General features: G+C 61.8%; 31 protein-coding genes. 16 read left to right on the top strand and 15 right to left on the bottom strand.

Annotated elements, in window-relative coordinates; all coding sequences use genetic code 11:
- From OB03_RS04785 to OB03_RS04765, 5 genes are all read right to left on the bottom strand, one after another.
- The coding region (locus tag OB03_RS04785; RefSeq protein WP_461343376.1) for a hypothetical protein at window positions 1-232 on the bottom strand (232 nt) is incomplete at its 3' end.
- Entirely contained in the window at window positions 232-1,011 is a 780-nt protein-coding gene (locus OB03_RS04780; RefSeq protein WP_242912504.1) for a creatininase family protein, read from the bottom strand. The genes OB03_RS04780 and OB03_RS04785, both read right to left, overlap by 1 nt.
- Window positions 1,012-1,096: 85 nt before the next feature.
- On the bottom strand, window positions 1,097-1,696 hold the full coding sequence (locus OB03_RS04775) for a TetR/AcrR family transcriptional regulator (RefSeq protein WP_242912503.1): 600 nt from the start codon (window positions 1,694-1,696) through the stop codon (window positions 1,097-1,099).
- Window positions 1,696-3,267, bottom strand: coding sequence for a DHA2 family efflux MFS transporter permease subunit (locus OB03_RS04770; protein ID WP_461343375.1), 1,572 nt, complete (start codon window positions 3,265-3,267; stop codon window positions 1,696-1,698). The genes OB03_RS04775 and OB03_RS04770 overlap by 1 nt, the downstream gene beginning before the upstream one ends.
- Entirely contained in the window at window positions 3,264-4,319 is a 1,056-nt protein-coding gene (locus OB03_RS04765) for an HlyD family secretion protein (RefSeq protein ID WP_461343374.1), read from the bottom strand. The genes OB03_RS04770 and OB03_RS04765 overlap by 4 nt, the downstream gene beginning before the upstream one ends.
- A gap of 159 nt (window positions 4,320-4,478) precedes the next feature.
- On the opposite strand from OB03_RS04765, the gene nth reads away from it, so the two are divergent.
- Complete coding sequence (gene nth, locus OB03_RS04760; RefSeq protein ID WP_461343373.1) at window positions 4,479-5,234, top strand: endonuclease III; 756 nt, start codon at window positions 4,479-4,481, stop codon at window positions 5,232-5,234.
- On the opposite strand, the gene OB03_RS04755 is transcribed toward nth, so the two are convergent.
- Complete coding sequence (locus OB03_RS04755) at window positions 5,231-6,115, bottom strand: ATP-grasp domain-containing protein (protein ID WP_242912499.1); 885 nt, start codon at window positions 6,113-6,115, stop codon at window positions 5,231-5,233. The genes nth and OB03_RS04755 overlap by 4 nt on opposite strands.
- Window positions 6,116-6,203: 88 nt before the next feature.
- On the opposite strand from OB03_RS04755, the gene OB03_RS04750 reads away from it, so the two are divergent.
- The 5 genes from OB03_RS04750 (at window position 6,204) to OB03_RS04730 (ending at window position 9,019) form a co-directional block, all read left to right on the top strand.
- A complete protein-coding gene (locus OB03_RS04750) occupies window positions 6,204-7,223 on the top strand; it encodes an adenosine kinase (protein ID WP_461343372.1) in 1,020 nt (339 codons plus the stop codon).
- A gap of 74 nt (window positions 7,224-7,297) precedes the next feature.
- Window positions 7,298-8,017, top strand: coding sequence for a heme ABC transporter permease CcmC (gene ccmC, locus OB03_RS04745; RefSeq protein WP_242912497.1), 720 nt, complete (start codon window positions 7,298-7,300; stop codon window positions 8,015-8,017).
- Window positions 8,018-8,032: 15 nt separating this feature from the next.
- Window positions 8,033-8,191 carry a heme exporter protein CcmD gene (ccmD, locus tag OB03_RS04740; RefSeq protein WP_242912496.1) on the top strand — a complete coding sequence of 53 codons (159 nt, stop codon included), beginning with the start codon at window positions 8,033-8,035 and terminating at the stop codon, window positions 8,189-8,191.
- The gene (locus tag OB03_RS04735; protein WP_242912495.1) at window positions 8,188-8,739 is read left to right on the top strand and encodes a DsbE family thiol:disulfide interchange protein; all 552 of its coding nucleotides are present in this window, start codon (window positions 8,188-8,190) and stop codon (window positions 8,737-8,739) included. The genes ccmD and OB03_RS04735 overlap by 4 nt, the downstream gene beginning before the upstream one ends.
- A 61-nt stretch (window positions 8,740-8,800) precedes the next feature.
- Window positions 8,801-9,019 (top strand): hypothetical protein, encoded by a 219-nt coding sequence (locus tag OB03_RS04730; protein WP_461343371.1) that lies wholly within the window; start codon window positions 8,801-8,803, stop codon window positions 9,017-9,019.
- Here the strand turns inward: OB03_RS04730 and OB03_RS04725 are convergent.
- The 3 genes from OB03_RS04725 to ftsY form a co-directional block, all read right to left on the bottom strand.
- The gene (locus OB03_RS04725; protein ID WP_242912493.1) at window positions 9,016-9,609 is read right to left on the bottom strand and encodes a MarR family winged helix-turn-helix transcriptional regulator; all 594 of its coding nucleotides are present in this window, start codon (window positions 9,607-9,609) and stop codon (window positions 9,016-9,018) included. The two genes, OB03_RS04730 and OB03_RS04725, sit on opposite strands and share 4 nt — an antisense overlap.
- 155 nt (window positions 9,610-9,764) lie before the next feature.
- Window positions 9,765-10,376, bottom strand: a complete 612-nt coding sequence (locus tag OB03_RS04720; RefSeq protein WP_242912492.1) for an inner membrane-spanning protein YciB — start codon at window positions 10,374-10,376, stop codon at window positions 9,765-9,767.
- Between the two features lie 3 nt (window positions 10,377-10,379).
- Window positions 10,380-11,315 (bottom strand): signal recognition particle-docking protein FtsY, encoded by a 936-nt coding sequence (ftsY, locus tag OB03_RS04715; protein WP_461343370.1) that lies wholly within the window; start codon window positions 11,313-11,315, stop codon window positions 10,380-10,382.
- Between the two features lie 85 nt (window positions 11,316-11,400).
- Here ftsY and OB03_RS04710 point away from each other — a divergent pair, with 85 nt between their 5' ends.
- Window positions 11,401-13,464 carry an NAD(+) synthase gene (locus OB03_RS04710; RefSeq protein ID WP_461343369.1) on the top strand — a complete coding sequence of 688 codons (2,064 nt, stop codon included), beginning with the start codon at window positions 11,401-11,403 and terminating at the stop codon, window positions 13,462-13,464.
- Window positions 13,465-13,530: 66 nt separating this feature from the next.
- The gene (locus tag OB03_RS04705; protein WP_242912489.1) at window positions 13,531-13,755 is read left to right on the top strand and encodes an alkylphosphonate utilization protein; all 225 of its coding nucleotides are present in this window, start codon (window positions 13,531-13,533) and stop codon (window positions 13,753-13,755) included.
- Between the two features lie 48 nt (window positions 13,756-13,803).
- Here OB03_RS04705 and OB03_RS04700 read toward each other — a convergent pair whose 3' ends face one another.
- A complete protein-coding gene (locus tag OB03_RS04700) occupies window positions 13,804-14,679 on the bottom strand; it encodes an alpha/beta fold hydrolase (RefSeq protein ID WP_461343368.1) in 876 nt (291 codons plus the stop codon).
- Window positions 14,680-14,743: 64 nt separating this feature from the next.
- Window positions 14,744-15,253, bottom strand: coding sequence for a D-glycero-alpha-D-manno-heptose-1,7-bisphosphate 7-phosphatase (locus OB03_RS04695; RefSeq protein ID WP_242912487.1), 510 nt, complete (start codon window positions 15,251-15,253; stop codon window positions 14,744-14,746).
- A gap of 211 nt (window positions 15,254-15,464) precedes the next feature.
- On the opposite strand from OB03_RS04695, the gene OB03_RS04690 reads away from it, so the two are divergent.
- Both OB03_RS04690 and OB03_RS04685 read left to right on the top strand, forming a co-directional pair.
- Entirely contained in the window at window positions 15,465-16,622 is a 1,158-nt protein-coding gene (locus tag OB03_RS04690; protein ID WP_461343367.1) for a DegT/DnrJ/EryC1/StrS family aminotransferase, read from the top strand.
- A gap of 6 nt (window positions 16,623-16,628) precedes the next feature.
- A complete protein-coding gene (locus tag OB03_RS04685) occupies window positions 16,629-17,549 on the top strand; it encodes a Gfo/Idh/MocA family oxidoreductase (protein WP_461343366.1) in 921 nt (306 codons plus the stop codon).
- Window positions 17,550-17,877: 328 nt separating this feature from the next.
- Here the strand turns inward: OB03_RS04685 and OB03_RS04680 are convergent, their stop codons facing one another.
- Both OB03_RS04680 and OB03_RS04675 read right to left on the bottom strand, forming a co-directional pair.
- Window positions 17,878-18,351 (bottom strand): MaoC family dehydratase, encoded by a 474-nt coding sequence (locus tag OB03_RS04680; protein WP_461343365.1) that lies wholly within the window; start codon window positions 18,349-18,351, stop codon window positions 17,878-17,880.
- Between the two features lie 68 nt (window positions 18,352-18,419).
- Window positions 18,420-19,394 (bottom strand): threonine ammonia-lyase, encoded by a 975-nt coding sequence (locus OB03_RS04675; protein WP_461343364.1) that lies wholly within the window; start codon window positions 19,392-19,394, stop codon window positions 18,420-18,422.
- Between the two features lie 45 nt (window positions 19,395-19,439).
- Between OB03_RS04675 and glpK the strand changes: the two genes are divergently transcribed.
- The 4 genes from glpK (at window position 19,440) to OB03_RS04655 (ending at window position 23,447) form a co-directional block, all read left to right on the top strand.
- Entirely contained in the window at window positions 19,440-20,942 is a 1,503-nt protein-coding gene (gene glpK, locus OB03_RS04670) for a glycerol kinase GlpK (protein WP_461343363.1), read from the top strand.
- A 24-nt stretch (window positions 20,943-20,966) separates the two neighbouring features.
- Window positions 20,967-22,040, top strand: a complete 1,074-nt coding sequence (locus OB03_RS04665; protein ID WP_461343362.1) for a phosphotransferase family protein — start codon at window positions 20,967-20,969, stop codon at window positions 22,038-22,040.
- 95 nt (window positions 22,041-22,135) lie between these two features.
- Window positions 22,136-22,606: an Rrf2 family transcriptional regulator gene (locus tag OB03_RS04660; protein ID WP_242912480.1), complete on the top strand. Its 471-nt coding sequence runs from the start codon at window positions 22,136-22,138 to the stop codon at window positions 22,604-22,606.
- Between the two features lie 37 nt (window positions 22,607-22,643).
- Window positions 22,644-23,447, top strand: coding sequence for an SDR family NAD(P)-dependent oxidoreductase (locus OB03_RS04655; RefSeq protein ID WP_461343361.1), 804 nt, complete (start codon window positions 22,644-22,646; stop codon window positions 23,445-23,447).
- 44 nt (window positions 23,448-23,491) lie between these two features.
- Here OB03_RS04655 and OB03_RS04650 read toward each other — a convergent pair whose 3' ends face one another.
- Window positions 23,492-24,187: a MarC family protein gene (locus OB03_RS04650; RefSeq protein ID WP_242912478.1), complete on the bottom strand. Its 696-nt coding sequence runs from the start codon at window positions 24,185-24,187 to the stop codon at window positions 23,492-23,494.
- A 100-nt stretch (window positions 24,188-24,287) separates the two neighbouring features.
- On the opposite strand from OB03_RS04650, the gene pyrF reads away from it, so the two are divergent.
- Window positions 24,288-25,022 carry an orotidine-5'-phosphate decarboxylase gene (gene pyrF / locus OB03_RS04645; protein ID WP_242912477.1) on the top strand — a complete coding sequence of 245 codons (735 nt, stop codon included), beginning with the start codon at window positions 24,288-24,290 and terminating at the stop codon, window positions 25,020-25,022.
- Window positions 25,023-25,117: 95 nt separating this feature from the next.
- On the opposite strand, the gene OB03_RS04640 is transcribed toward pyrF, so the two are convergent.
- Entirely contained in the window at window positions 25,118-25,405 is a 288-nt protein-coding gene (locus OB03_RS04640; protein ID WP_461343360.1) for a DUF1674 domain-containing protein, read from the bottom strand.
- Window positions 25,406-25,491: 86 nt separating this feature from the next.
- Between OB03_RS04640 and htpX the strand changes: the two genes are divergently transcribed.
- Window positions 25,492-26,469 (top strand): zinc metalloprotease HtpX, encoded by a 978-nt coding sequence (htpX, locus tag OB03_RS04635; RefSeq protein ID WP_461343359.1) that lies wholly within the window; start codon window positions 25,492-25,494, stop codon window positions 26,467-26,469.
- Window positions 26,470-26,482: the final 13 nt, after the last annotated feature.

Genomic DNA, 26,482 nt, shown 5'->3' with positions numbered 1-26,482 from the left:
CCAGATCGGCGGCGGTGGCGGCGACATCAAAGGCGCTGAGGCAGCCCGCAACGGCCGAGGCGGCTGCCGCCTCGACCTTTTCGGGGCCCATGACGCCCATTTCGGAAAGTCCGGCCTGTCCCGTCATGCTCAGGCGATGGCTGACCACATAGACCGAGGCCTCTGCCGTTTCGCGGCCAAGGCGGTTCAGGGTGTCCAGCGACTTGAGGACGGAACGGGCAGGATGTTTCATCAGGCGACCGGGAGGACTTCGGTGGCGAAGGCCGTCACATCCTCGATCAGAGCCGGAAGCGCCTTGTCGATGATCTGCTGGCCCTTTTCAGGTGAAGCCTGAGCAGGATCGGAGCCAATACGGCCATCAGGGAAGCGGGCGCGATAGTCATTGGCGTCGCGGATCGGGCCGTTCGGGGCGATCTTGGGCTCATACGAGGCCGTCTTTACGCGCTCCGGATAGGCAGCATAGGTGACGGCGATTTCCGACGGCGTGGCGTGCGAGCCGTGACCAACCGGGAACATGTCCTCGCAGAACTTCTGCACGCCCGGCAGGTCCCACCAGTTACGCAGCTTGAGGATGAACGGCGGACGCTCGGCCCACGGCTCCGGTGTGAACGACCACTCGGCATAAATCTCGGCAAAGGCGGCTTCGATGGTGGCGACATTGCCTCCGTGGCCGTTGAGGAAATAGATGCGCTCGAAACCATGACGGGTCAGCGACGATACCCAGTCTGCAATCGCGGCCATGAAGGTCGACGGGCGCAGGGTGATGGTGCCGGGGAAAGCCAGATGGTGCTGGGCCATACCGATGTTGAAGGTCGGGGTGACCACGATGTCTTCGTTGGTCTTTTCGGCGGCGTGGGCGATGATTTCAGGGCACAGCCAGTCGGTGCCCAGAAGGCCGGTCGGGCCATGCTGCTCGTTCGAACCGATCGGAACGATCACCGTCTTGGACAGGACACCGCCCGACTTCAGACGCGCATCGATTTCAGGCCAGGACGAAAGATGGATCAGCATAAATAGGCTCCGCAGGGCTGGCGGCCGTCGCCAGCTTCAGATGGGACGGGTGTAGGCTAATCTGCCCCGAAAGGCCAAACCCATCTCAGAGGCTCGGCGAATAGGCCCTCACAAAGCGGATTGCGGCTTCGCGCGCATGGGCTTTGGCATCATGGTCCATCGGCTGGAGCCCGAGGATCAGGCGAAAGTGGGAGTGACCCATCACCATGCCCACGAATATTTCTGCGGCCTCTGTAGGGTTGGCTACGTCCAGCAATCCCCTGGAATGCTGCTGACGCAGCCATTCGGCGATGCGCGCCAGACTTTGGCTGGGGCCGGCTTCGAATACGGCACGCGCAAGATCGGGATCATCGCGCGCAACCAGCGCCAAGGCTCGCATATGCTCCGAACTGCGGTGGTCCAGCGCGCGCTCGATGAGCCCCTCGGCTACGCCCGCCAGCGCCTCGACCGGCGACATGTCATTGTCGAGCGGGGCCGTTATCGCCAGTGAACGCTTGCTCAGAAGGGCGCGGGCGATTTCGCTTTTGCAGGAAAAGCGGTTGTACAGCGTCTGTTTGGAGACACCCGCGGTGCGGGCGATCTCGGTCATGGTCGCGCGGGGGCCTTTGGCAGCGAAAAGATCGATCGCTGCCTGAAGAATGGCATTGCTCTTGTGTTCGTCGACCTGACCGGGGGCTCTGGGCACTAGTGCACCTCCGAAGGTGGTTGTGCTCCGCCCGGTTTGGCGGGGCGCGATAACAGGGTCACAAAGGCCGCAAAGGCACAGGCCACTGCCAACAGGGCAAAGGCGTCACCGAAGGCCAGCGTCGTCGCTTCCTTCTGGAACATGCCATAGACGGCTTTGAGTGCCGAGGCGTGCGGATCGACAGAGTCCGCAAAGCGCTGGGACATGGCATCGATCATCTGGCGCATCTGGGTGTTTGTCTGGTCCACCGCACTGGTCAGCTCGACCATGTGGCGGGCAGAGTTCTCGGTCAGGCTGGTGTTCAACAACGCCAGACCCATGGCACCGCCGACGTTACGTGACAGGTTCACCAATCCAGAGGCATTCTTGACCATATGCGGGGGCAGGGTGATCATGGTTACCTGTTGAGAGGCGATCATGGCGATCATCACGCCGGCCCCTCGCATGGCCTGCACGCCAGCGAACTCCCAGAAGCCCCAGTCACCGGTGACATAGCGCGCGTCCCACATGCCCCATGCGGCCATCATAAAGCCGGTGAACATCAGGATGCGGGCATCAACCTTGCGCACCAGGCGGCCGACGAACGGACCGACGGCAAACATGCTGAGGCCCGACACAATCATGGTCGTGCCCACTTCGGCAGCGGAATAGTCCCGCACCCGCGACAGGAACAGAGGCATCAGGAACGAGCCGCCGAACAGGGCTGCACCGACGATAAAGGTCATGATGACGCCGACCACAAAGTTGCGGTTGGTAAAGGCCCTGAGCTCTACAATGGGATTGCTGGAGGTGAGGGACCGCCACACGAAGACGGGCCCGGTGATGGCCACGACCACCGTTAGCAACAGGATCAGGTCGTTCGCGAACCAATCCTCCTTGGCACCCTCTTCCAGTACGAACTGAAGGCACATCAGGAAGACCGCCATCAGAGCCAGACCGATCCAGTCGAATCCCTTGGCCAGTGACATGTCCCCTTTGTCAAAATTGGCATAGCGGCCGACAAGGAACAGCACCAGCAAGCCGGGGAAGACGTTGATGAAGAACAACCAGCGCCAGCTCAGCCACTCGGTTAAATGTCCGCCGAGCGTTGGTCCAATGGTTGGAGCCAGCGTCACGATCAGGCCCATGATCACACTGGCAGTCACGCGCTTTTCAGGCGGGAAGGCGGTGAAGGCGACCGCGAAAACTGTCGGGATCATCGCGCCGCCGACAAAACCCTGAATGGCGCGGAAGAAGATCATCATCTCGATGGATGACGACAGACCGACGGCGACACTGGTGACGAGAAAGCCCAGGCAGGATGCCAGAAAGACCTTTTGCGTTCCCCATAGGCGCGACAGGAAGCCCGACAGCGGGATCATAACCACTTCGGGGATGAGATAGGCGGTCTGGATCCAGCTGATTTCATCCGCCGACGCGCCGATACCCGCCTGAATCTGCGACAGGGATGCGGCCACGATCTGGATGTCAAGAATGGCCATGAACTGACCGATCACCATGCCGGCAAAGCCGAGCATGAGGACCGTCCAGTTTACGGGCGCAGCCTCTTCCTTGGCGACGGCGTCGGTCATTTGCGTGCAGCGGTTTCCGGCTGGCTTTGCAGGTCGACGGTCGCATGGACCGACAGACCCGGACGCAGTTGGGTCGCTGCAGCGTTCTCGATAGCGATGCGGACGGGAACGCGCTGGGTGATCTTGGTGAAGTTGCCGCTGGCGTTTTCGACAGGGATAAGGGCGAACTCCGCACCTGTGGCGGGGGCAAAGCTGTCGATGCGACCAGCGATTTTCTGGTCCGGATAGGCGTCGGCCTTGATCTCGACCTTCTGGCCAAGGCGCATGCGGCCTAGCTGGGTTTCCTTGAAGTTTGCCACGACATAGACGTCGCTCAGCGGCACGACAGACATCAACGGGCTACCGGCCTGAACGACCTGACCGACGCGCACACCGCGTGCGCCGACCACGCCTGCCACCGGCGCGCGGATTTCGGTACGCTCAAGCGCCAGCTTGGCTTTTTCGACCATGGCGCGCGCCTGATCCACCGAGGCGGCCGACTGCTGACGGGCCGATTGCAAAACGGCAAGGGTGCGTTCTTCGGCTGTCAGCGCTGCGCGCGCTTCGGCGACACCGGCCTGTGCATTGCTCACGGCGGCCCGTTCGGTATCCATGCGCTGGCTCGAGACCCAGCCCTGTTCGGCCAGTCGGCCGTAACGCTGGCTCTCTTTCTGGGCGAGTGTGGCCTGGCTGTTGGAGCGGTCAACCGCAGCGGCGCGGGCGGCGATGGCCGCCTGCTGCTGGGCCATCTGCGCATCGACATTGCCGACCGCCGCCAGAACAGCCGCCAGATTGGCTTCGGCTTCGGCCAGAGCGGTACGGGCATCGGCATCGTCCAGACGGACAAGGACCTGACCAGCCTCTACGCGCTGGTTGTCGCGAACAAGAACCTCGACGACCGAACCGCCGATGCGCGGCGATACGGCCACCATGTCGGCCTGCACGAAGGCATTATCGGTTTTTTCCCAGCGTTGCTTGCTGACCCACCAATAGGTCCCGCCAACAATCAGGCCGAGACCCACCACGATGGCAAGGATAAGGGGCAGGCGCTTACGTTTTGCAGCAGCACTCATGAAAACCGTCGTCTCAATCGGGGAGGAAGAGAAAAATGGACGCGAAGTCTAAAAATCAACTGAAGTGATTTGTCCAGCGCTTCTGCTTCAAATTGTCGCATCCAAAAGGAGCGCTGGCGTACGCTTGAAATGCGTCCGCGTCAAAGGCATGGGTGCGTGATGACAGAGCGAAAGCCCACTGCCTCGCGTATCGTCCGTGCAGGCCTTACTCCTTCAGGACCGGCCAAGCGGTCACGACAGCCGAAAAAGGCACCTGTCGGCGTGATCGTGCGCTGGCCGCCCACCAAGGCCAAGGTCGAGACGGTATTCGAGCGCCTGTCGGGGATTATGCCCGATCCCAAGACCGAGCTGGATTTCGTCAATCCGTACACTTTGGTGGTCGCGGTCGCTCTGTCGGCGCAAGCGACCGACGTCGGCGTGAACAAGGCCACCAAGAACCTGTTCGCTGTGGCTGACACGCCCGAGAAGATGCTGGCGCTGGGAGAGGAGGGGCTAATCCCGCTCATCTCCTCGATCGGGCTTTACCGGACCAAGGCCAAGAACGTCATCGCGGCAGCCCGTATCCTCGTGAACCAACATAACGGCGAGGTGCCGCTCAACCGCAAGGACCTGCAGGCTCTGCCGGGCGTGGGGCGCAAGACGGCCAGCGTAGTCCTCAATGAGCTGGGTATAGAACCGGCTATTGCGGTCGACACCCATGTGTTCCGCGTCTCGCATCGACTGGGCCTCGCCAATGGCTCGACGCCCGACAAGGTCGAGGACCAGCTTCATCAGGTCGTGCCCAAGAAATGGTTGGCCAAGGCGCACCACTGGCTGATCCTGCATGGCCGCTACACCTGTCTGGCGCAGCGGCCCAAATGCGGGGCCTGTATCCTTGCCGATATCTGCCCCTCGCGCGCGAGTTTCGCCGATTAAATCCGCGCTTTGACGGCGGCGGCGAAGCGGGCACCAGCCGCTGGGTCCGAGGCCAGATAGAAGTCAGGCTCCACCAGTTCGGCCTCCATCAGCACCCAGTCTCCGGCCTCGGTCTGGGTCATGTCGATGCGGGCATAAAGCAGGTCATCGTCAAACTGACCGAGGACTTGCTCGGCCAGCGCCAAGGCTTCCGCCGGAGCAGTTCCCAAGGCCTGATATCGACCACCGTACTGAACCTGAATGCGGAACTCGCCTTCGCTGCCAGGACGTTTATTGACGACGTGGCTCAGCTTGCCACCAAAGAACAGCAGCGACGTTTCGCCAGCGGTTTCGATCGACGGCAGATAGGCCTGGATCATCGCCGCGCCCTGCGGGGCATTGATCATTGCGGTTGTCAGATCGTCGCCCCGCTGGACCCGCAAGGTCCGCCATGCACCCGCCGAGATAGTGGGTTTGACGATCAGTGTGTCAGTGCCCAGCGCGTCGAAGGCCTCGGATACCGCCTCTTCACTGACCTGATCGACAAACAATGTCGCGGCCATCGGGATGCCGGCATCGCGTAGGCCCTTCAAATAGGCTTTGTCTGAGTTCCAGCGCAGGGTGCGCGCCGGATTGGCCACCGGCAGACCCTCTGCGTCCCATAGATCGCAGGCGCGGCACCAGTCTGCATAGTCCGTGTAGTAGCCCCAGGTCAGAAGGGGCAGGATCATGTCAAACCCGCGCAGCCCCTCCACTGACTGGACGTGGTCGGTCCACGGTGACGTCGATACCTCGAAACCGGCAGGCATAAGTGCCTCTTTCAGGCGCTCGAGCACCTGGGGCCATTGGCTGGCATAGGACGGGTCGGACGGGGAAGGGGTGAGAACAACGATCTTGGCCATAGTCGGCCTTATGCACCGGTGCGGCGCGAAATTTGAATTTCAAATCTGCAATGTGGCGCGGCGTTCTTAGGGACGCTAAGGGATTTGCATGACCCAAACCCCTTCTTTCGCCAATGGCGCCCGTTTCGATGTGTGCGCGGTGGGTAATGCCATCGTGGACGTTCTGGCTCCGTGCGAGCATGGCTATCTGACCGAGCAAGGTCTGGTCGCAGGCTCCATGCAACTCGTCGATGAGGCCCAGAGTGCGGCACTTTACGAAACCATGGCACCAGGCGTTGAAGCTTCGGGCGGCTCCGCGGGCAATACGGTGGCCGGTGTTGCCTCTTACGGTGGCCGCGCCGCCTATATCGGCAAGGTTGCCAAGGATCAGTTGGGCGATGTGTTCAGCCACGACATCCGCGCGGGCGGCGTCCATTTCGACACGCCAGTTCTTGAGGATGGTGCCGGTACCGGTCGCTGCCTGATCAATGTCACCGATGATGGCCAGCGCACCATGTGCACCTTCCTCGGTGCCGCCAACCAACTGACGGTTGCAGATATCGATGAAGCCCTGATCGCTGACAGTGCCGTCGTCTATCTGGAAGGTTATCTGTTCGATCCGGCTCCGGCCCGTGCGGCTTTCGAAGCCGCCGCCGCCGCCGCGCACAAGGCAGGCCGCAAGGTTGCTATCACCCTGTCGGACAGTTTCGTGGTTCACCGTTGGCGCGCCGAACTGCTCGCCTTCATCAAGTCGTCTGCCGACATCGTACTGGCGAACGAGGCTGAACTTTCGGCCCTGTTCGAAACCGAAGACTTCGATGCCGCCGCCGATCAACTGGCCGCAATGGTCGAGATCGCTGCGGTTACGCGCGGCGAAAAGGGCTCGGTGATCATCGCCGGGACAGAACGCCACGCCGTGCCGGCTTTCCCGGTCGAGAAAGTTCTGGATACCACCGGAGCCGGTGACCAATACGCTGCCGGCTTCCTGCTGGGTGTCGCACGCGGTCTGCCGCTGGCTGATGCCGGCAAGCTCGGCTCGCTGGCCGCTTGCGAAGTGATCGCGCACTGGGGCCCGCGCCCGCAGGTGTCGCTGGCCGATCTGGCCAAGGAAAAGTCTCTCGCCCTCTAAGGCGACCGGTTGCGGCGGCGGGCGTTTCACACGCCCGCTTGCCGTGAGCGCCCGGGCCAAGTAATCGCTGCGATATGTTTGGTCTCGCAAATCCCGACAAATTCATGCGTTTCACTTCACCGCTTATGCCGGTGTTGTGGCTTCTGGCTGTCGGGTTGCTGGCGTTCGGGACGTTTCAGGCCTTCGCCGTCCCCGAGGACTATCAGCAGGGCGATACCGTCCGCATCATGTTCATCCATGTACCCGCGGCCATTGTCGGCCTAGGGGCCTATGCTGCGCTGGGTGTCTCCAGCCTGTTTGCGCTGGTGTTTCGCCATCCGCTCGCCGATGCCGCAGCCAAGGCGGCGGCGCTTCCGGGCGCAGCCCTGACGGCACTGGCCCTGATCACCGGCTCGTTGTGGGGCAAGCCGATGTGGGGGACGTGGTGGGTGTGGGACGCCCGCCTGACCTCGGTGCTGGTGCTGTTCCTGTTCTACATCGGCTATATGGCCCTGCGCTCGTCGATCGACGACGAACAGCGCGCATCGCGGGCCGCTGCGGTTCTGGGTCTGGTCGGCCTCATCAACCTGCCCATCGTGAAATTCTCGGTCGACTGGTGGAATACCCTGCACCAGCCGGCTTCGCTTATCCGCTCGGGCGGGACTTCGGTCGATCCCGTCTATCTGCCGGGCCTTCTAGCCATGATTGCGGGCTATGGCCTGTTCTTTGGCGCAGTGTGGGTGACGGCGATCCGTACCGAGGTGCGCCGTCGCCGCGTTCTCGCCATGCGCGCCCGCGCCGCCTTCAATGCCTGATCGGAGAGACTGAAGATGCTCGACTTCGACATGGGAAAATACGGTGCCTTCGTCTGGCCCGCCTTTGCCATCACCGCACTGGTTTTTGTGGCGCTGGCCGCCCGCGCTTTGATTGAGGCCCGTCGCTGGAAGTCGGAACTGGCGCGGGTTGAAGCCAAGAAGGTGCGTCAATGACACGCTGGATGGCCCTGCTGCCGATTATCGCTCTCGTCGCGCTGGGCGGTTTTCTGGCGTTCCAGATGAACCGGATGGCCAATAGCGGGCAGGGTGCTGAATATCGCCCTGCCGCGCTTGTCGGCAAACCTGTGCCGGAGACGGTGCTGCCTTTGCTGGAAGGCGCTGCGGTTTCCGACAAGATGCTGGATGCCAAGACCGCCGCGGTCGGCAAGCCGGTGGTGCTGAACGTTTTTGCCAGCTGGTGCGCGCCTTGCCGTCTGGAGCATCCGCAACTGATGGCGCTGAAAGCACAGGGCGTGAAGGTCATCGGCATCGCCTATAAGGACGATCCGGCCAAGACCCGTGCCTTCCTGGATGAACTGGGCGATCCCTTCGACGTGGTTCTGGTCGACCGCGAAGGTCGGGCGGGCCTGGATTTGGGTATATCGGGCGTGCCGGAAACCTTCGTCATCGACGCGTATGGCACCATACAGCACAAGGCATCGGGACCGATCATCACGGATCAGGATCGCGCCGAACTGGTGGCAGCGTTTCAAAAACGCTGACCGAAACACGGTGAATGCGCCGTTAACCATAATTTAGCCTGCCGTCGGCAAAGCTTCGGCTATGTCGAGCATTCCTTCACAGCGCCCGTTCTTCCCGCCCGCGTCCTCGGGGCAGGGTTCCGCGCCTGTAAATGCGACGAAAATCCTGCGCGAGGCGCAGGCGGCGTTCTTTCGCCCGTCCGCTGCGGCACCGGCTGCGGTAGAGCCCGAGGCCGAGCCCGAAGCTCCGGCTACACCGGCCCTGAAACGCCCGGGCAGCTATCTGGATATCCGGGTCTAGGCAGCCTTCGCCTTTTTGGACTTCCTGGCGTCGCCCTCGTCATCCCTCTGGGACTTCTTGGCGAGCTTTGCGGCTTTACGCGCTTCTTTATCAGCCTTCTTGGCGGCCTTCTTCGCGGCCTTGATCTCTTCGGGGGCTGCATCGGCTACGTCGGAAAGATGCTGCAGGATTTCCATAAAGTTCTGACGCCTTGCCTTGGGAAGCATAGCCAGAAGCCGCTTGTCGGCGCTTTCCACGCAAGGGCGGGCGGCTGCCAAAGCGGCCATGCCGGCCTCTGACACACGAACGGCCTTGGCGCGTGCATCGAGGGTAGAGCGTTCGCGCTCCAGGTAGCCCTTGGTAATCATTCGGCTGACCAAATCGGCCAGCGTAGAGCGGTCGATGCCCGTGGCTTTGACGAGATCGGTCTGGGTGAGGCCCTGTTTTTGCGCGGCCACTTCCAGCACGGCGTATTGGCGCTGGGTCAGACCGGCATCGACGGCTTCCTCGGCATAGATGTCGAGGCACAACTGCAAGGCGCGGTGCAGCAGGTGGCTGGGCGATTGCACCAGTTCGGACACAGGGCCTTGTGCTTTTGCCGTCTTGATCATCACGGTTTCCTTTCGGAGGGCGCGCCTCTTCATATAGGCGCGTACCAATCTCGGTTGAAACTTTGACGACGTTTCAACGTCGGTGTGCTGACATTTCGGGAAGAGGCGGATGATAAAAAACCCGCCGGACTTTCGTGCGGCGGGTTTTCAATATCCTAGGCTTCTTCAGACTTGGGGTCGGTCTCGTCGTCTCTGATCAGGTGTTTCATGATGAAGAACACCTGCCAGATCCCGAACGCCGCCGAGGCGATCCAGAGGCCGCCGCGGAAGGCCACCCAGAAGTCATCGGTCTGCGTGCGCCAGATCACTTCGTTGACGATAGCCACCGTCAGGAAGAACAGGCCGTAGCGTAGCGTAAGACCCTTCCAGCCCGCGTCCGTCAGATTGAACGCGCTACCCAGCAGGTATTTGAACGCGGCCTTGTTGAACACCAGCGACCCTAGAAGGATCACGGAGAGGGCTAGGTTTTGGACCGTGATCTTGATCTTCAACAGGTTCGGATCATGGAAGAAGATGGTGAGCGTGCCGAACACTAGTGCAAACAGGCCGCTGAACAGCGGCAGGGGCGCGAGGCGTTTTTCCAGCAACCAGCCCGCCAGAAGCGCAAGGATCGAGGCACCGACCAAGACCCAAGTGGCTTGAATGAGAGCTTCGGAGCTCTCCATCCCCCGCGCGAAGCGCAGGAAGGCATAGGAGCCCATGAACGCAACGAGCGCACCGAAATCGACGGCCTGACGCAGGTTGGAGGCTTTTTTGTCTTCAGCCATGGATCAGTCCTCCAGACCGACGAGGGAACGCGAGAAGGCACGGGCGTCAAAGTCTTGAAGGTCTTCGACACCTTCACCCACGCCGATCAGCTTAATCGGGGCATCCGACGCCTGAGCGACCGGAACCAGCACACCGCCGCGAGCCGTGCCGTCCAGCTTGGTCATAACCACGCCCGACACATAGGCCGTGCGGCCAAAGATTTTTTCCTGCTCCAGCGCATTGCGACCGACCGTGGCGTCAAGCACCAGCAGGGTCTCGTGCGGGGCATCCGCATCGACCTTTTTCAGGACACGGACGATCTTCAAAAGCTCGTCCATCAGGGTCGATTTGTTCTGGAGGCGACCTGCCGTATCGATCAGTACGACATCAAATCCCTCGGCCTTGGCCTTGGTATAGGCATCAAAGGCGAGGCCTGCGGCGTCAGCACCATCGCGGCGGCTCTCGAAATGGGCCCCTGCGCGATCGGCCCAGACTTTAAGTTGCTCGCGGGCAGCGGCGCGGAAGGTATCGCCCGCCACGATCATGACCTTGGCACCCTTGGCCGTTAGATCGGACGCGATCTTGCCCAGGGTTGTCGTCTTGCCCGAACCATTCACACCGACGAACAGCACCACATAGGGCTTCGTACCGCCTAGCGGGTCAAACTTGGCCTGACGCGGCAGCAGCTCCTGCGCCACGGCCTCGGCCAGAGCTTCTTTAACTTCGCGCTCATCGGACTCCTTGCCGAAACGCAGGGCGCGGAAGCGCTCTACGATGCGGGCGGAGGCCGCAGGGCCAAGATCGCTTTCGATCAGGTGCTCTTCCAGTCGCTCGAGAGCCTCTTCGGAGAGGGGTTCTTTCACAAAGGTCGAGACAACCTGCTCGGTCATCTGTTTGGAGGACCGGGACAGGCCTTCACTCAGGCGCTGGAACCAGCCTTTTTTCGGCGTATCGCTCATAACTACTGCTCTAGCGGAGTGCGGTTCTCAGGTCACGTCCGAACCTATATGGATAGGTTGTCTGTTTCGCGCATTAGGAAGCTTGATGGCTCGCAGCACCCACGACTTTTATCACGCCCGCACCCATGGCTTCGTTCGCACAGCCGCGGCGACGCCGGTGGTTCACATCGCCGATCCGGTCGCTAATGCCGACGAGCACATCCGGCTGATCGAGCAGGCGGTTGAGTCCGAAGTTGATCTTTTGGTGTTTCCGGAACTGTCGCTGAGTGCCTATGCGATTGATGATCTGCACCATCAGGGACCGCTGCTGAACGAGGTCGAGCGCCAGATCGGCCGTCTCGCCGAGGTCGTTGGCGAATACGAACTGACGGTCGTGGTCGGCGCGCCGGTCCGCCAGGGCGATGCCCTGTTCAACTGCGCGGTCGTGCTGTCGGGCGGCGAGGTTCTGGCGGTGGTGCCCAAAAGCTTCCTGCCGAACTATCGCGAATATTATGAAAAGCGCTGGTTCGCACCGGCGGCCTCGCGGACCGAAGACGTCATTATGCTGAATGGCGACGCGGTCGATTTCGCGCCGGGTCTGGTGTTCGAGGCGGTGAACCGTCCCGGCTTCAGCTTCGCCGTCGAGATCTGCGAGGACTTCTGGGCTCCTCAGCCGCCGTCGACGCGTGCGGCACTGGCGGGCGCGCGCATCCTTTGCAACCTGTCGGCCTCCAACATCGTCATCGGGAAGTCCGATGACCGCGCTTTGATGTGCGCCAGCCAGTCGGCCCGCACCCTGTCAGCCTATGTGTTTGCCGCATCTGGCTGGGGCGAAAGCACGACCGATCTGGCTTGGGACGGTCAGGCGACCATCTACGAACTGGGCACCAAACTGGCCGAGGGCGAGCGTTTCGCCATGGAAAGCCATCTGACCATCGCCGATGTCGATGTGGATCGTCTGGGCATGGACCGGATGCGTAATGGCACCTTCGCCGATTGTGCCCGACAGGAAGGCGAGACCTCGACGGTTGTGCCTTTTGTGGCGGCAGATGGTCCCTCCGGAGGTCTGATCCGCCCCATGGACCGCTTCCCCTTCGTGCCGGATGATGCGGCGCGGTTGGACCGCGACTGTTTCGAGGCCTTCAATATTCAGGTCCAGGGCCTGATGCGCCGTATGACGGCAACGCGTTCGCAGACGCTGGTGATCGGGGTGTCTGGCGGGCTGGATTCGACGCAGGCCCTGTTGGTCGCCTGCCGCGCCTTTGACCGTCTGAACCTGCCGCGCACGGGCATTCTGGCCTACACCATGCCGGGTTTCGCGACCTCGGAAGGCACTAAGTCGAATGCTTGGGCGCTGATGAATGCGCTGGGCGTAACGGGCAACGAGATCGATATTCGCCCGGCCGCCCGAGCCATGCTGGAGGGCATCGGCCATCCGTTCGCAAAGGGCGAGGCGGTCTATGACGTAACGTTTGAAAACGTTCAGGCCGGACTGCGCACCGACTATCTTTTCCGTCTGGCTAACCACAACAACGGTTTTGTGTTGGGGACGGGCGATCTGTCGGAACTGGCGCTGGGGTGGTGCACCTATGGCGTCGGCGATCATATGAGCCACTACAACGTCAACGGCGGTGTGGCGAAGACCCTCATCCGTCACCTCATCCGCTGGGTCGCGGACAAACAACTGGTTGGCGCAGAGGCAAGCCCGACGCTGTACTCCATCTTGGCGACCGAGATTTCGCCCGAGCTGGTGCCGGCCGGTGCGGACGGAAAACTCCAGTCCACGGAAGGGACGGTGGGACCATACGCTCTCAACGACTTCTTCCTGTTCCACATCACGCGCTTTGGCGCGGCGCCTTCCAAGGTTGCTTATCTGGCCCACCAGGCGTGGAGCGAGGCATCGCGCGGTGAATGGCCGGTGGGAACGCCCGAAGAAGAGAAGATCGCCTATGACCTTGAGGTCATCCGCTTCTGGCTGCGCAAATTCCTGATCCGCTTCTTCCAGACCAGCCAGTTCAAGCGCTCGGCCGTACCGAACGGACCCAAGGTCGTCACCGGTGGGTCTCTTTCACCGCGTGGAGACTGGCGCGCACCGTCGGATTCCTCGGCGCGGGTATGGCTCGATGAACTGGACGCCAATCTTCCGCCGGTCAGTTTGTCGGCGGTTTAGAAAAAACCACTCTGCTTCTAAGGTTTTTACTCGACCTGAGGCGGGTGCAGGCGCTAGAGGGCGAAAATGACCGACGAAATCACACGCGATAGCAACGGCGCAGAGCTCAAAGACGGCGACAGCGTCACCCTGATCAAAGACCTGAAGGTCAAAGGCTCCGGCGGCGTCACGCTGAAGCGCGGCACCAAGGTCATGAAGATACGCCTGACGGGCGATCCTGAAGAGATCGAAGCCAATGTCGAAAAGGTTCGCGGACTGGTCCTGCGCACCGAGTTCGTCAAAAAGGCCTAAAACCGAAATAAAGAAAGGGGCGCTGTGACAGCGCCCCTTTTTCGTTGGTCATTTGATCTTGCCGACGAAATCCAAAATCGCCTCGGCAGCTTCGGGCTCGTCCAGCATCGGGGCGTGGCCAATGTCCGGCACCTCGATCAGCTTGGTGTTCTTGCCTTCGGTAATCATACGTCCGGCAATGGTGGTGCTGAGAAGGTCCGACGTACCGCCGCGTACGATCAGGGTGGGGCGCTCCGTCAGGACGCGGTAAAGCGGCCAAAGGTCGGGGACCAGAGCGCCTGAACCGGCGGCGCGGATCGGAGCCGAGATGTCGGGATCATAGGCCAGAGCAGGGACCCCGTGCTCGTCCTCGCGGAAGATACGGCGGGCAAACGCCTCCCAATCGCTCTGGTCGTAGTGGGGGAAGGCGGCCTCATTGATGTTGCGTGCGTATTCGGCAGCATCGTCCCAGTTACTGATGCTTACCGACTTGCCGGTATAGGCGGCGATACGGGCAAGCCCTTCGGGCGCAACCTCGGGTCCTACGTCGTTAAGAACGGCGGCGGCAATGGCCTGGGGCTTGAGCGCGATAAGGGCCATGGTGATCAGGCCCCCCATGGATGTGCCAAGGAAAATCGCGCGCCCGATGGATTTCTGTTCAAGAAGATCGACGACATCCGCCGCATAGGTAGCGGGTACATAGGTCATGGGATCGGTCGCATATTGCGACTTGCCCCGACCACGGACATCGATCGCCAGTACGCGGTGACCCGCATCGCGCAGGATGTTGGCGATGCCGTCGAAATCGGCGCTGTTACGGGTCAGACCATGGATGGCGATGATCGGCAGTCTGCCGGTAGCAATCCCGGGGTCATAGTCGCGACCGTAGAGTTTCAGGCCATCGCGGCTGGCCCAATAAAACTCTGAAAACGCGGTGCTTGTCATAAAAGGATGACCCCAAGGCAATGAACTTAAGCCTTAGGTTATTCACCCTATTAGGAATTGTCGATCAGTCGCCGACTATTGTCGAAACGAACTCGTTGAGGTTGCCGCCAAGGAAGTGAAAGCCCCGTACTCCGGCGTTTTTGGCGGCCTGCATGTCCGACAGATTGTCCCCGATCATGATGGAACTTTCGTCGAGGTTCAGGTCCAGATCGGCTGCAGCGCGCAGCAGCATACCCGGGTTCGGCTTACGGTCCGGATGGTTTGGATGCTCGTAGCGATGCTCGACTGCTACGCTGTGGAACGGGCAGAAGTAGATGGCGTCGATAGAGGCCCCGCCCTTTGCCAGTTCAGCCAGCAGTAGCTTGTGGAAGGCATGCATTGTGTCTTCAGAGAAGTAGCCGCGCGCGATGCCGGATTGATTGGTAACGATTACAGCGACATAGCCCGCGTCGTTCAGGCGTTTCACCGCTTCGGAAGCGCCCGGCATCATGTCCAGTTGATCGGGACGGTGCGGATAGCCGCAGTCATGGATCAGGACACCATCACGGTCGAGGAATGCGGCGGGACGGCCCATGTCGGAAGCACCTTGTTGCGGTCAGGGGGAGGGGCCTCGATAGCGCGACTGGGCGCGTATTTCCACGCCTGGAATGTTACAGCTTCGTTGCATCCGGCAACGTGAAGTGACCCTGTGGCGTTTTGCCGAGCAGGGCAGGGTTTGCTAGACCGTGCGCAATTCTGTGACGCGCCTGATGGGCGCCGCCCCCGACCCTGTGGAGAGCGAAACTATGATCCCGTTTATTGACCTTCAAGCCCAACGCCTGCGTCTCGATGGCAAGATCGAAGCCGCTGTGGCCGAGGCCGTCGTAGGCGGCGCTTGGGTCATGGGCCCGCAGGTCCGCCAGTTCGAGGCTGATCTGGCCGCCTTTGGGCAGGCCAAGCACGCTCTGGGCTGCGCCAATGGTACTGACGCTCTGGCCCTGCCCCTGATGGCGTGGGAAATCGGCACGGGTGATGCGGTGTTCGTGCCCAGCTTCACCTTTGCCGCCACCGCCGAGGTCGTGCCGTGGTTCGGTGCCGAGCCGGTGTTCGTGGACGTTGATCCGGTAACCTACAACATGGACCCGGCCAAGCTGGCCGCCGCCATTGACGCCATCAAAGCTGAGGGTCGTCTGACCCCGCGCGTCGTCATTGCTGTCGACCTGTTCGGCCAACCGGCGGATTATCCGGCCATCAAGAAGATCGTCGACCAGCACGGCCTGAAGCTGATCTCGGACTCGGCACAGGGCTTTGGTTGCACCGTGGATGGCAAGCATCCGCTGGAGTGGGCCGATGTCACAACCACCAGCTTCTTCCCGGCCAAGCCGCTGGGCTGCTATGGCGACGGTGGTGCTGTGCTGACCAATGACGACGAACTGGCCCAACTGCTGGACTCCGTGCGCGTGCACGGCAAGGCTGTAGCCGTGGACCTGAAGGATCGCACCTTCGAACATGACCCGAAATATCTGAACATGCGCATCGGTCGTAACAGCCGTCTGGATACCATCCAGGCTGCGGTCCTGATCGAAAAGCTGAAGGTGTTCGGTGACGAGATTGAATGGCGTAACCGTATCGCTGCGCGCTACAACGAGGGCCTGCGCGCCCACGTCGCCCAAGTGCCCGATGTGCCGGCGGGCCATATGTCGACCTGGGCCCAGTACACCATCGAACATCCGAACCGTGACGGCCTCGTCGCTCACCTGAAAGAGCAGGGTATTCCGACTGCCGTCTACTATCCGATCCCGCTACACATGCAGCCGGCTTACGAGAACTTCCCGCGCGGTGCCGGTGGCCTGCCGGAAACCGAGCGCCTGAAAGATGTGGTGATGAGCCTACCGATGCACTCGGATCTGGACGAGGCGACCCAGGACAAGATCATCGCCGCTGTGGCTTCGTTCAAAGGCTGATTGAAAATGACTGCTCTGAAACTGGGTGTCGCCGGGGTCGGCGTCATGGGCCGCAACCACGCCCGCGTCGCCGCCGATATGCGCGAGTTCGACCTGTCGGCTGTGTTTGATCCGGATGCGGTGACCGCTGACGGCGTGGCCGCGGCCTATGAGGCGACCGCCTTCACCGATCTGGACGCCTTTGCCGCTTCGGGTATCGAAGCCGCCATTGTCGCGACCCCGAACCGCTTCCACGCCGACACGGCTGTGGCCCTGCTGGAGCGTGGCATCCACGTTCTGGTCGAAAAGCCGATCGCCCCGACGGTTGAAGAGTCGCAGCGCATTATCGATGCCGCCCGCGCCAACAACCGTGTCCTCATGGTCGGTCACGTCGAGCGCTTCAATCCGGCGGTCGAGACGGTCAAACGCGCCATCGCCGACGACGAGATCATCTCGATCCAGATCACCCGCGTGGGCCCGTTCCCGCCGCGTATGGGCGACGTTGGCGTCGTGATCGATCTGGCGGTGCATGACATTGACATCATCCGTCACCTCACCGGCTCGGAAATGACCGATGTGCAGTCCCTGCTGGGTCACACCCACGCTCTGCGCGAAGACTCGGCCCTGCTGCAGTTCCGCATGGAAAACGGGACCATTGCCCACATCACCACCAACTGGGTGACGCCGTACAAGACCCGCACCCTGCAGGTCGCGACCAAGTCGCGCTTCGTGGTCGCCGACCTGATCACGCGTCAGGTCACCGAGTACTTCGGCCAACAGCCGGATGGTTCGTACTCGACGCGCATGCTCAACAGCTGGCCGAACGAGCCGCTGAAGAAGGAACTGGAAGCCTTCGCTACCGCCATCGCCACCGGCGAGACCCCAGCGGTTACCGGCGAAGACGGTCTGCGTAACCTCGAAGTGGCCCTGCGCTGCCTCGCTGAATAAGCTATTCCACACCCTGTTACGAAAACGGCGATCCGGATCGGGTCGCCGTTTTTCGTTGGGGCAGAAGAGGAAGGCGTGGGGATCGTTTGCACTCATGGTGCCCGCTTGGGCGGTGGCATATCGTGCTGTATCAACCCTAAATACCGGCTTTTTCAAGGGCTTGGTTTCACGTGGAACATTAAGTGCAACGCGATGAAACACTTACACCAGTACATTATGTGGAGTGCTCTCCGCAGTGTCGGTGCAGGTACGGGCGGCATGTTCGCCGGGGGTGCTTTGACGGCCTTGGCCTGTGCGTGGATTTGCAGAGGTTTCAGGCCGCGCACGCTCAGCCTTCCTGACGCACCATCTGCATCGATAGCCAGTCCGCAATAAGGGCGGGCTTGGGTTCGCCTTCGATCTCGACGGTCATCTCGTGGGTCAGAAGCCAGCGGGTCACACCGCCGTCTGAACCCTTGTTTTCGGCGTTCTTAAGGACGAAACGTCCGCGCACGCGCTTACCGGCCTTCACCGGGGCGAGGAATCGCAAGCGGTCGAACCCATAGTTTACGCCCATCACCACACCATCGACGGGCTTCACGGCATCATAGCTCATGGCCGAGCCGAGGCTGAGCGTCAGAAAACCATGGGCGATGGTGCCGCCAAAGGGTGTGTGTTTCGCCATGTCCGGATCGACGTGGATGAATTGCTCGTCCTCGGTCAGCTTCGCAAAAGCGTCGATCCTCGCCTGATCAATCTCGATCCAGCGACTGACGCCCACTTCGGTGCCGATGAGCGACGGCAGCTCCTGTGCAGATGGCATGATTCAAAACCTCCCCTTGTTATTTAAGGGGCAGGTTTGCGCGTCATTTACCCGAATGCAAGCGAGCCTTAGCCGTTGAAGCGTCCGTTGATGATGTCACCGAACTGTTCGGGATCGACATTGCCACCCGAAAGGATGATGGCGGTGGTCTTGCCCTTGGTGTCGATCTTCCCGCTGAGCAGGGCGGCTAGAGAGACCGCGCCGCCGGGTTCGATCACCAGTTTCAACCAGCGGAAAGCAAAGCGCATGGCCTCGGCCACCTCGGCATCCGAGACGGTGAGGGCACCGGCCAGCCGCTGGTTGACGGGGAAGGTCAGCTCCCCCGGCATTGGGGCCATCAGCGCGTCACAGATCGACGGCTTGCCTTGGGGGTGGGCCGTGCGGGTGCCCGCTTCCAGAGAGCGGCGGGTGTCGTCAAAGTCCTCAGGCTCGACTACATAGACGGCGGTGTCGGGACTACGCTCAGCCATGACCAGATTGATACCGGCCATCAGGCCACCGCCCGAAGCACCGCACAGAAGCTGATCAATCGGGCCATCGGCATCATCCAGCAGTTCCAGCGCACAGGTGCCCTGACCTTCGATGATGTACGGATCATCAAAGGGCGGCACGAGGATGCTACCGCGCTCTTTGGCGATGGCGGCCCCGATTTCCTCGCGGCTCTCGGTCCAGCGGTCATAGAAGCGCACCTCGCCGCCAAAGCTGCGAACGCCCTCGACCTTCACCTTGGGGCTGTCGGCGGGCATGACGATGATGGCGCTGGTACCCATGGCGTGGGCGGCGGCGGCGACGCCTTGCGCATGGTTGCCGGAGGAAAAGGCGACGACGCCGCGCGTCCGCTCTTCGTCGGTCAGGCGGCTGATGCGGTTATAAGCCCCGCGAAACTTGAACGCGCCCGCGACCTGGAGCGTCTCGGCCTTCATCAGAACCCGCCCGCCGACGGCCCCGTTCAGAGCGGGGAGTTCGAGCAGCGGCGTACGAACGATGGCAGGGGCGATCTGGCGGGCGGCGTCAACAACGCCGGAATAGGTCGGGGTGCGCATAGTTTTCCCTTAACGGGTAACTGTGACATCTGCATAGTTACCCTCATGAAGCATGATCTCGTCCTGTCGATCGATCAGGGCACGACCTCGACCCGTGCCATCGCCTTCGAGGTTTCGCCCGAGGGTGTGTTCTCGGTTCTGGCGGTCAGCCAGATCGAACTTGCTCAGCATTTTCCGCAGTCGGGATGGGTCGAGCATGATGCCGAAGAGATATGGAGGGCGGTACTGCAAACCTGCCGCGAGGTGATCAAGAAGTCCGGCAGCGTCGAGCGGTTTGCCGCCGTCGGCATCACCAACCAGCGCGAAACCTCGGTCATCTGGGACGCCCAGACCGGAAAGCCGCTTCACCGCGCCATCGTCTGGCAAGACCGCCGCACTGCTGCCGAAATGGATCGACTGGTCGAGGCGGGCCATGAAGATGAAGTGCGCGAACAGACCGGCCTGATCCTCGATCCTTATTTCTCGGCGTCGAAATTCTCGTGGCTGCTGGATCAGGTCGAGAACGGTCGCGCGCGCGCCAAGTCTGGCGAGATCAAGCTTGGCACCATCGACAGTTGGCTGATGTGGAAGCTGACCAACGGTACCGCCCACGTCACCGATGTGACTAATGCCGCTCGCACCAATCTGATGGCGCTGGAGACGATGCAGTGGTCGCCGTCGTTGTGCAACCTGTTCAATGTTCCGGTGGAAGCCCTGCCGGAGATCAAACCCAGCGATAGCCACTTCGGTGACTGCGAACCCTCGCTCCTGGGTCGGGCGCTACCAATCCACGGCGTAGCGGGGGACCAGCAGTCGGCCCTCGTCGGACACGGGGCGTTGGAGGCGGGCGACGCCAAGATTACCTATGGCACCGGTGCATTCCTCGTCGCCAATACGGGGCCGGACATTGTGCGATCCGAAGCCCGTCTGCTGGGCACCATGGGCTGGGCTGCCGATGGCAAGGTCCACTATGCTCTGGAAGGCTCCATCTTTTCGGCAGGATCTGCCGTTCAGTGGCTGCGCGACGGGCTGAAGGCGATTTCGGATTCCCGCCAGTCAGAGGCGGTCGCCCAGACGCTGGATGACAATGGTGGGGTCTATCTGGTTCCCGGCTTTACGGGTCTAGGGGCACCGTGGTGGGAGCCGGATGCCCGCGGGACGGTCATTGGCCTTAGCCGCGACAGCGGACCGGCCCATCTGGTGCGTGCGGCACTGGAGAGCCTTGCCTATCAGACCTACGATTTGCTGGAGGCCCTCCAGAAAGACGGTGCGCCGCCGATGAAGCGGATCAAGGTCGATGGCGGCGTGACGGCCAATGCCTTTGTGATGCAGTTCATCGCCGACATCTGCTACATCGAGGTCGAGCGGCCGGCGTTTCAGGAAATGACGGCGCTGGGCGCGGCGCGACTGGCAGCGTTGGGCTGCGGCCTGACACAGACGCTGTGGGCCCCGCCACAAACGGCACCGGCCCTATGGCAGCCCTCCATGCCCGCGGGTGAACGCGCCCGATTGATCAAGGGCTGGCGTCGGGCGGTAAAGGCCGCCATCGTAGCGGCAGCCGACGACTGACATATCAGCGAGGGGAGGGACGAGATGAGCGAGGCACTGGACGCCCAGACGGCATTTTCCGGCACACGCGAGGTTGATCCCCGCTATCGCCTGAACGAGACAGCGCTTCTGGCTTGGCTCGCCCAAAATGTCGAAGGATTTGCAGGGCCGCTGGAGGTCCGGCAGTTCAAAGGCGGGCAGTCGAACCCGACCTATGAGCTGGTCACGCCCTCGCGATCCTATGTCCTGCGCCGCAAACCACCGGGCACCCTCCTAGCCAGCGCCCATGCGGTGGATCGTGAGTTCGCCGTCATCAGCGCCCTTCACAAACAGGGTTTCCCCGTCGCGCGGCCCTATGGCCTGTGCGAGGACGACAGCGTCATCGGCTCCATTTTCTATGTGATGGAAAAGGTCGAAGGCCGGATCTATTGGGACCTGAAACTGCCGGGCCTGACGCCGGAGCAGCGCCGCGAAATCTGGTTTGCACAGGTCGATACGCTGGCTGCGCTTCACCGGCTTGATCCCGTCGCCATCGACTTGGCGGACTATGGCAAGCCGGGCAACTACTTCGCACGTCAGGTGAGCCGCTGGACCAAGCAATATCGCGCTTCGGAAGGCGAGCCGGTACCGGCCATGGATCGTCTGATCGACTTTCTTCCGGCGACACTTCCTGCCGAGGGGCCGAGCCGCATCGTCCATGGCGACTGGCGCCTCGACAATATGATCCTTCACCCGAGCGCGGCGAAGGTGCAGGCTGTGTTGGATTGGGAACTTTCGACCCTTGGCGATCCGATGGCCGATTTTTCCTATTTGCTGATCGCCTATGCCATTCCGCAGGAGTTGCGGAACGGGTTGTTGGGTGCGGACCTCGAAGCACTGGGCATCCCGTCCATCGACGAACTGGCCGAGCGCTATGGTCAGGCGACTGGTTTGGGCAAGCCGACCAATCTGGATTGGCTATTGGCGTATAATCTCTTCCGGCTCGCCGCCATCTGTCAGGGGATCGCCGGACGGGTCCGCGATGGCACAGCCGCCAGTGACCATGCCAAGGCCATGGCCGCACAGGTTAAACCTTTGTCTGACGCCGCATGGGAATATGCTGTAAAGGCAGGGGCTTAACGCGCTGCATCCGATAAAAGAAACAGATTCTGATGCAGATAGGTTTGTGAAACCCTTGTGGACGCCTTACCTTAAGGGCCGGAGAGCTATGCCACATGTCTGACAGCCAAAAATTCCCGGTCGCCGCCCACGCCTTGGCCTATCTGGCCCACAAGGGTGCGTATGACGCCAAGGATGCTGCGGCCAGCGCCGTTCTGGCCGCCTCGGTGCCGACCAATCCGGTGGTGATCCGCCGCGTGACGGCCTTGCTGGCCAAGGCGGGCCTGATTGCGACCCGTCCGGGGGCGAGCGGTGGTTCGTGGCTGCTGCGCCGTCCCGAGACCATCCACCTCGACGAGGTGCTTCGAGCCGTGAACGGATGCGCCCATCTGGGTTCGACGCCGGAAGGGGCCAAGGGTTGCCCCGTCGGTCAGCACATTCCGCGTCAGGTGGCCAAGGCATTGACGGCAGCAGATACAGCCGCTGCGAACGCCCTGTCTAAAATCACCATTGCCGACCTTCTGGCCGAAGATCCGGAATGTCTGCGCGGCTTGACCCCGCACGCCTCCTGTCCGCAGGCGGCATAATATCACTGACATAGCATCCGCTTACGGGGAGGGACGGATGACGGCACGACGCACGATTGCCATTACAGGCGCATCGGCAGGGATTGGCGCGGCGCTGGCACGTGTGTGCGCCGCCAAGGGCTATGACCTGATCCTGATCGCCCGCCGCGAAGGTCCGCTGAACACCTTGGCCGCCGAGGTCGAGGCTGAACACGGTATAAAGGCTCATGTCATCACGGCTGATCTGGCCGAACCGGATGCGTCACAAAAGCTCGTCGCTACGGTGGCCGCGCGCGGTCTGACGGTCGATGGCCTGATCAACAATGCGGGCTTTAGCAACACCAAGGGCTTTGTCACGACGCCTCCCGAGGCCCAGGCCGCCATGCTGCGCGTGATGCTGGGCGTTCCGGTGGAGCTGTCCCGCGCGTGGATGCCGGCGATGCAGGAGCGTGGCTGGGGGCGTATTCTGAACGTGGCCTCCATGGCCGGTTTCCTTCAGGCTACTGGCGGCGACACGCTTTACGGGCCGATCAAAAGCTTCCTGATCCGCTTCTCCCAAGGTCTCTGGATCGAGAACCGCGGCAAGGGGGTGCACGTCACGGCGCTTTGTCCCGGCTATACCTATACCGAGTTCCACGATGTGAACGGCTCGCGCGATCAGGTCTCTAAGGCCTATCCGAAATGGATGTGGCTGAGCGCCGAACGGGTGGCGCACGACGGCTGGGATGCCGTCGAGACCGACAAGCCACGCATCATTCCGGGCAAGCGCTATCGACTGTTGGCCACGATCAACAAGTTGATGCCCGACCGGTTGGGGCTGAATACCGCCGCCAAACACGCCAAGGCGCTGGAGCGGATCTAAAAGAAAAACGGCGGCTCCGGTGGGAGCCGCCGTTTTCCGTTTCATCAGTTGCCCGACGGATAGGGCGTGGTCACGCCCGAGCTGATCATCCCCGGCAGCGCTTCGCCCAGACCCATCAGGATAAACTGGATCGCCAACGCACACAGGATCAGGCCCAGAACGCGCACGATAATGGCCATGCCCACTTCGCCCAGGATGCGGTTCAACCATCCGGTCATCGAGAAGCAGATGAACGAAACGATACAGGCACCGCCAATCGCCGCCACCGAATAGGACATGCCAATCGCGCCGAGCTTGGCGGCTTCACCGGCATTGATGATGACCGCCGAGATGGCACCTGGCCCGATCATAAGCGGGATGGCGAACGGTACGACCAGACGCTGGAAACGACGGCGCGCATAGCCGCGCACATCGGACTTGTCGTGCGTCACATCGTTGTCGGCGAACATCTTCAGGAAGTCTTCGCGCGCCATATCCAGACCGAGGAACAGCAGCAGGATACCGCCCGCAATGCGGAAGGCCGCCAGCGAAATGCCGAAGAACTCCAGCAGCCACAGACCGGTCGCGAGGAAGAATAGCAGGAAGACGAAAGCAAACAGGCAGATCAGGAATGAAACCGACACCCGCTGTCGCAGCGTGGCACCAACCGTTGCGGCCGCGAAAATCGGCAGGTTGCCGATCGGGTCCAACAACGCAAACAGCGTCACGAAGAGGTTGACACCCAGTTCGCTCGCGTTCATCGCGTCGCCTCACCAAAAATCAGATTATGCGCCCGCGGCGCCCCTATAGTCTTCCTATCGGGGTATATGAGCGATGCTGCAACCCGCACAGAGGTTCAAAATGTCAGAAGCCGTCAATAACGATCTGGCCAACCGCCCGTTTGACCCCCGGGTGATCTGTGCACTGGACGTCCCGACGGCGGGCGACGCCCGCGCGCTGGTCGAGCGGATTGGCGATGCTGTGGGCTTCTACAAGGTCGGCCTGCAACTGTTTGCATCTGACGGCATGGCACTGGCCCGAGAGTTGAAAGCCTCAGGCGCGCAAATCTTCCTCGATTGGAAACTGCACGACATCGGCGCGACGGTCGAAAAGGCTACGGCGGTTCTGGCAGGCTCGGGCTGTGACCTTCTGACCGTCCATGCCCGCCCTCAGGTAATGGCGGCTGCGGCCCGCGGTGCTGCAGGATCGGACCTCAAGATTTTGGGCGTGACGGTCCTGACCAGCCTGACCGACGATGACCTGATGGCCGATGACCATAGCTTGTCGGCGGCGGATCTGGTCGAACTGCGCGTGCGTCAGGCACTCGAGGCTGGCATCCACGGTGTGGTGTCCAGCCCGCACGAGGCCGCCCGTGTCCGCGAGATTGCCGAAGAGGCCGGCCGCAGTGACTTCTTGATCGTCACGCCGGGCGTGCGCCCCGCCGGTGCCGCGCTGGACGATCAGGCCCGCGCCGCCACGCCTTCGACAGCTCTGAAATCAGGCGCGACGCATCTTGTGGTCGGTCGCCCTATCACAGCGTCGGCCAATCCGCGCGAGGCAGCACAGGCCATCACCCGCGAAATCGCATTGGTCTGATCATGTCCTGAACGCAAAAACGGCGGTCCCGAACGGAGCCGCCGTTTTTGATCTCACAACCCTGCGGCACAAGGTCGCGAGGGAGTGACGCGATGTCAAAAATCGATCGCGATGCCCTTTTTCTCCCAGTCACCGAAACGCGTCGGTTCTGGACCGTTGCGACCGCCGAACTCGGCAGGATTGTTCTTCGCCGCCAGATCGATGGCACGGCGCTCGGCCGCTTCCATCAAGGCACGACGGGCCGCTTCGCTTAGCGGACGCTCGGGCGTCGCATGCGGAACGTCTTCGTTATAGCGCGGCGCGTCGGCTTGCGCGTCGTCGTGAACGTGGGTCGAGCAGCCATCAGAGTGGCAGCCGCACGAAGGGGTGGGATGTTCGGTCACAGGGGCACCGTCTTGAGAGCGGAGGGTTAGATGATCAAATAGGGGATAAGGCCGCTCGTGCCACCCACTTTGACGACTAAAGCCCAATGAATCATCTCAAGACCTTCGCACTACTGGCTGTGATGACCGCCCTGTTCATGGGGATCGGGTTTATGATCGGGGGAACCGGCGGCATGGCCATTGCCTTCCTTGTGGCCTGCGGGATGAACCTGTTCTCCTACTGGAACGCCGACAAGATTGTCCTGAAGATGTACAAGGCTGAGGTGGTGGACGAGAGCCATCCCAACGCCGTGGTGCGCGCCTATGTGGCCGATACCAAGCAGATGGCGCTTGATGCCGGCATGCCTCTGCCCAAGATCACCATCATCCCGAACAACCAGCCCAACGCCTTTGCGACCGGTCGCAATCCTCAGAATGCCGCTGTGGCCGCCACGACGGGCTTGCTGGACATGCTGACCCGCGCAGAAATCCGTGGCGTGATGGCCCACGAACTGGCGCACGTCAAAAACCGCGACACCCTGACCATGACGATCACCGCGACAATCGCCGGTGCTATCGCCATGCTCGCCAATTTCGCGATGTTCTTTGGCGGCGGCGATGATCGCGAACGCCCCGGCGGCATGATCGGCACCATTGCCCTGATGATCCTGGCCCCGATGGCCGCGGGCCTGGTCCAGATGGCTATCAGCCGTGCACGGGAATACGAGGCCGACCGCGTGGGCGCCGAAATCGCCAATGATCCGGATGCGCTCGCCAACGCGCTGCAAAAGATCGAAGCCTATGCACGCGGCAATATGAACCCGCAGGCCGAGCGCAATCCGGCGACCGCCCACATGTTCATCATCAACCCGTTGAACGGGAAGGGGGCCGACAATCTGTTCTCGACCCACCCGGCGACGCACAACCGCGTCCGCGCTCTGATGGAGTTGGCTGTGAAGATGGGCGGCTCCGCGCGCCCGGCCTCGCAAAGCTTTGCCTCGACCAGTGTGCCCACAACGCCTGCGCCTGCCAAAACCAGCGTGCCCACTACACCACAGGACAACCCGCGCGGGCCGTGGGGCTGAGCCTCATCCGTTT

The sequence above is a fragment of the Brevundimonas sp. GN22 genome (genome assembly GCF_054824005.1).
Note: the sequence above shows the minus strand (reverse complement) of the source record. Positions and strands in the feature narration are given on the sequence as shown.

Bases quoted from the DNA above. Each gene is read 5' to 3' on its own strand.
- OB03_RS04780 (WP_242912504.1), bottom strand. From the start codon at position 1,011: ATGCTGATCCATCTTTCGTCCTGGCCTGAAATCGATGCGCGTCTGAAG.
- OB03_RS04770 (WP_461343375.1), bottom strand. From the start codon at position 3,267: ATGACCGACGCCGTCGCCAAGGAAGAGGCTGCGCCCGTAAACTGGACG.
- OB03_RS04765 (WP_461343374.1), bottom strand. From the start codon at position 4,319: ATGAGTGCTGCTGCAAAACGTAAGCGCCTGCCCCTTATCCTTGCCATC.
- nth (WP_461343373.1), top strand. From the start codon at position 4,479: ATGACAGAGCGAAAGCCCACTGCCTCGCGTATCGTCCGTGCAGGCCTT.
- OB03_RS04755 (WP_242912499.1), bottom strand. From the start codon at position 6,115: ATGGCCAAGATCGTTGTTCTCACCCCTTCCCCGTCCGACCCGTCCTAT.
- OB03_RS04750 (WP_461343372.1), top strand. From the start codon at position 6,204: ATGACCCAAACCCCTTCTTTCGCCAATGGCGCCCGTTTCGATGTGTGC.
- ccmC (WP_242912497.1), top strand. From the start codon at position 7,298: ATGTTTGGTCTCGCAAATCCCGACAAATTCATGCGTTTCACTTCACCG.
- ccmD (WP_242912496.1), top strand. From the start codon at position 8,033: ATGCTCGACTTCGACATGGGAAAATACGGTGCCTTCGTCTGGCCCGCC.
- OB03_RS04735 (WP_242912495.1), top strand. From the start codon at position 8,188: ATGACACGCTGGATGGCCCTGCTGCCGATTATCGCTCTCGTCGCGCTG.
- OB03_RS04730 (WP_461343371.1), top strand. From the start codon at position 8,801: ATGTCGAGCATTCCTTCACAGCGCCCGTTCTTCCCGCCCGCGTCCTCG.
- OB03_RS04725 (WP_242912493.1), bottom strand. From the start codon at position 9,609: ATGATCAAGACGGCAAAAGCACAAGGCCCTGTGTCCGAACTGGTGCAA.
- OB03_RS04720 (WP_242912492.1), bottom strand. From the start codon at position 10,376: ATGGCTGAAGACAAAAAAGCCTCCAACCTGCGTCAGGCCGTCGATTTC.
- ftsY (WP_461343370.1), bottom strand. From the start codon at position 11,315: ATGAGCGATACGCCGAAAAAAGGCTGGTTCCAGCGCCTGAGTGAAGGC.
- OB03_RS04710 (WP_461343369.1), top strand. From the start codon at position 11,401: ATGGCTCGCAGCACCCACGACTTTTATCACGCCCGCACCCATGGCTTC.
- OB03_RS04705 (WP_242912489.1), top strand. From the start codon at position 13,531: ATGACCGACGAAATCACACGCGATAGCAACGGCGCAGAGCTCAAAGAC.
- OB03_RS04700 (WP_461343368.1), bottom strand. From the start codon at position 14,679: ATGACAAGCACCGCGTTTTCAGAGTTTTATTGGGCCAGCCGCGATGGC.
- OB03_RS04695 (WP_242912487.1), bottom strand. From the start codon at position 15,253: ATGGGCCGTCCCGCCGCATTCCTCGACCGTGATGGTGTCCTGATCCAT.
- OB03_RS04690 (WP_461343367.1), top strand. From the start codon at position 15,465: ATGATCCCGTTTATTGACCTTCAAGCCCAACGCCTGCGTCTCGATGGC.
- OB03_RS04685 (WP_461343366.1), top strand. From the start codon at position 16,629: ATGACTGCTCTGAAACTGGGTGTCGCCGGGGTCGGCGTCATGGGCCGC.
- OB03_RS04680 (WP_461343365.1), bottom strand. From the start codon at position 18,351: ATGCCATCTGCACAGGAGCTGCCGTCGCTCATCGGCACCGAAGTGGGC.
- OB03_RS04675 (WP_461343364.1), bottom strand. From the start codon at position 19,394: ATGCGCACCCCGACCTATTCCGGCGTTGTTGACGCCGCCCGCCAGATC.
- glpK (WP_461343363.1), top strand. From the start codon at position 19,440: ATGAAGCATGATCTCGTCCTGTCGATCGATCAGGGCACGACCTCGACC.
- OB03_RS04665 (WP_461343362.1), top strand. From the start codon at position 20,967: ATGAGCGAGGCACTGGACGCCCAGACGGCATTTTCCGGCACACGCGAG.
- OB03_RS04660 (WP_242912480.1), top strand. From the start codon at position 22,136: ATGTCTGACAGCCAAAAATTCCCGGTCGCCGCCCACGCCTTGGCCTAT.
- OB03_RS04655 (WP_461343361.1), top strand. From the start codon at position 22,644: ATGACGGCACGACGCACGATTGCCATTACAGGCGCATCGGCAGGGATT.
- OB03_RS04650 (WP_242912478.1), bottom strand. From the start codon at position 24,187: ATGAACGCGAGCGAACTGGGTGTCAACCTCTTCGTGACGCTGTTTGCG.
- pyrF (WP_242912477.1), top strand. From the start codon at position 24,288: ATGTCAGAAGCCGTCAATAACGATCTGGCCAACCGCCCGTTTGACCCC.
- htpX (WP_461343359.1), top strand. From the start codon at position 25,492: ATGAATCATCTCAAGACCTTCGCACTACTGGCTGTGATGACCGCCCTG.